General features: G+C 62.7%; 2 protein-coding genes and 2 pseudogenes. All 4 read left to right on the top strand.

Annotation, left to right across the window (positions count from 1 at the left end; all coding sequences use genetic code 11):
* Positions 1-457: pseudogene (locus Y708_RS28295) on the top strand (hypothetical protein); the annotation flags it as partial.
* Positions 454-1,938 (top strand): ATP-binding protein, encoded by a 1,485-nt coding sequence (locus Y708_RS0109670; RefSeq protein WP_028279785.1) that lies wholly within the window; start codon positions 454-456, stop codon positions 1,936-1,938. The pseudogene Y708_RS28295 and the gene Y708_RS0109670, both read left to right, overlap by 4 nt.
* A gap of 35 nt (positions 1,939-1,973) precedes the next feature.
* Positions 1,974-2,510 (top strand): hypothetical protein, encoded by a 537-nt coding sequence (locus Y708_RS0109665; protein ID WP_028279784.1) that lies wholly within the window; start codon positions 1,974-1,976, stop codon positions 2,508-2,510.
* Positions 2,507-2,854, top strand: a pseudogene (locus tag Y708_RS29785) (type VI secretion protein); the annotation flags it as partial. The gene Y708_RS0109665 and the pseudogene Y708_RS29785, both read left to right, overlap by 4 nt.

Below are 2,854 nucleotides of genomic sequence, written 5' to 3'. Positions count from 1 at the left end.
CCGCATCGCATGGCGAGAAGCTTTCGCCGAAGGATCCCAGACAGTATCGCGCTGGATCAGCGTCGTCTTCATGCAAGGTCAGGAGGCGGACGAGTTGCTGGACATAATCGACGCCGACGGTGCTCTCGCTGGTCTCAACCACTTGAAGAGTTGGGACTATGGCGACGAAACCACCAGTGCAGCGATGGAGAACGGATACGTCTACGACGTACCGCCGAGTGGCCCGCTTGAGCATGAACTAAACGACGGCGATTACCACCTTGTCCACAGTCACGCTTTCGCGCACGTCGCGCTCTACCGGATCCACGCGGTGGACACGGTAGATCAACTGCCCGATGACGTTCGGAGCGTCCCCGCTCCGTCGGCACCGAGCCGTACTCACGGTTCACAGCGAGCGTCGTGGTTTGAGCCTGCCAGCATTACTGCGGTCAAGAGGCAGCGGGGTCTAGGACTATGAGCCGCGATGATGCTGAGCGCCTGCACACTTCGGTTCTTGTCGCTCCAGCATCCGAGAAGCGGCGCATACGCAGGCAGCGCAGGCAGGCTGCCGCGGAGTTGCAAGCGGAGCAGCAGAGAGCAGAGCATCAGGCGTCCCGCGCAAAGTACGCCGCTGATCTTGCTGAGCGCCGAGCAACCACATACATTTCGCCAGCTGGCGAACGGGGACCAACGCAGCTGCGATCGCCCGGGAGGCTTCGTCTGCCACGGCATCAAGACACATCGGCAACTCTTGCTGGTGCATACCCATTCCTGGCTGAAGGCGGGCTCGGATCCGACGGGGTCTTCGTTGGTCAGGATCTGTACTCCGGCGGCTCCTTCGTCTACGACCCGTGGGTGCTTTACGCGCGCGGCATCATCACCGCGCCGAACCTCGTGCTCGCGGGCATTGTCGGATCCGGGAAATCCAGCCTGGCCAAGAGCCTCTACACACGATCGATCCCGTTCGGTCGTCGCGTCTACGTCCCCGGTGATCCGAAGGGCGAGCACACCGCGATCGCTGAAGCTGTGGGAGGCCGAGCGATCGTACTCGGTCACGGGCTCGCCGCCCGGCTGAATCCACTCGACGAAGGCTATCGACCCGCCGGAATGGGCGATGAGAGCTGGGCATCCACGGTCGCGGCACGACGACGCGACCTGATCGGCGCACTCGCCGAGACGGTCCTTACTCGACCACTCACGCCCCTGGAACACACTGGAATCGACACTGCCCTGACCGAGGTGGTACGCAGCAACGATGTGCCGATCCTTCCCATGATCGTTGAACACATACTCACCCCGACAGCGCAGGCAGATCCCGACGGGCGCCTGGCCGAGGATGGGCGTCTCGTTGGGCATGCACTGCGGCGCCTTGTCGCTGGTGACCTCACCGGACTCTTCGATGGTCCGTCGACAGTGAGTTTCGATCCGTCGCTCCCGATGATCTCTCTTGACCTATCGAGGGTGACAGAAAACTCGACCCTGACCTCGGTCCTCATGACTTGTTCGTCCGCTTGGATGGAATCCGCCCTACTCGACCCGAACGGTGGCCAGCGCTGGTGCATCTACGACGAGGCGTGGCGCCTGATGTCTCATCCGGCGTTGTTGCGCCGGATGGATGCGCACTGGCGGCTCGCTCGCCACTACGGGATTGCGAACATGCTGATCGTTCACAAGCTGACCGACTTGGAGAACGTCGGTGACCAGGGTTCCGCAATGCGAGCCCTGGCAAGCAGCCTTCTCGCCAACGCAGAGACGCGAATCATTTACCGGCAGGAATCCGATCAGCTCGGGGCCACTGCTAGAGCGCTTGGTCTGACGGGGACCGAACAGAAGCTGCTGCCGGGTCTCGGTGTCGGCCAGGGACTATGGCGCATCAAGGATCGCTCCTTCGTCTGCCAGCACCAGCTGCACCCCAGCGAGCTTGAACTCTTCGACACCAGAAGCCGCATGATCAGCTGAACGATGACGTGGGTGCCGACGCGCACCTCTGTGGCATGAGCAATCACAATAACCCTGCAGAAACACCGCCCGGATCACCCTTCGCGCTCCCGCTTGCAGTCATCGCGGTCAGCGAGCGCGGCACCATGGACGTCAGCTACGACGGACGCGACTTCCTACCCCCAACACCGGACGCCCCTTGGAGCCGGGCACGGTTTGGTGATCTTCTCGATGCGATCTCTGACCACCGCACGCGCACCGTCCGAGTCGAAGTGCACGAGTTCGATGGGTCCGTGTTCACTGACATCGTGCAAGTGGCGCAGCGAGAACCCGCCACCGTGGAGGTTCAGTCTCCCAGCACGACGCGGCGAGCGCGGCACGGCCCAATGCATCAGCTCATCGAGGTAGCCGGGTCCGGATTCATCCCCGGCAAAGACGTCACCGTTGCACTTTCAGTTTCCAGTGCTGAAGGATCCGCTGATGGGAGCGCTCGTGCGGTGATCGATGCGACCCGGCTTCTGGATAACCGATCGGAGACCTTGCTCATCGGGCGCGTCTCCGGTGTCATCGTCACCGAACATTTGCTGCAATGACCGCCCCACACGGTCAGGGACGGGGTCTCGGTGATGAATTGACCAACTTCCTGATGATCGCGCTGATTGCCGTCTTCAGTGTCGCCGTCGTCTTGCGAGCTGCGGGTTCCGTCACGGCATTCCTCGCTGGCTCGGAGCAGCCCCAAGCCGGGATTGCTGGCGGAATCGGCTTGCTGCTCAACCCGACCAATCCGGCTGAGGCGCTACGGGCGCCGGGACTGAATACGATCCTCTACTGGTCAGTTGCAGTGTTGCTGCTCCTGGTGCTCGGTGGCGCTATCGGGTGGGCTTGGGTCCGGTGGCGTCGGCACTCGCGCAGCGTCGACGCCGACCCACGGCGGCTC

It is taken from the genome of Arthrobacter sp. H5 (genome assembly GCF_000520595.1).
Lineage (GTDB): Bacteria > Actinomycetota > Actinomycetes > Actinomycetales > Micrococcaceae > Arthrobacter_D.
The sequence above is the reverse complement of the archived record's forward strand: the minus strand, read 5'-3'. Positions and strand labels throughout refer to the sequence as shown.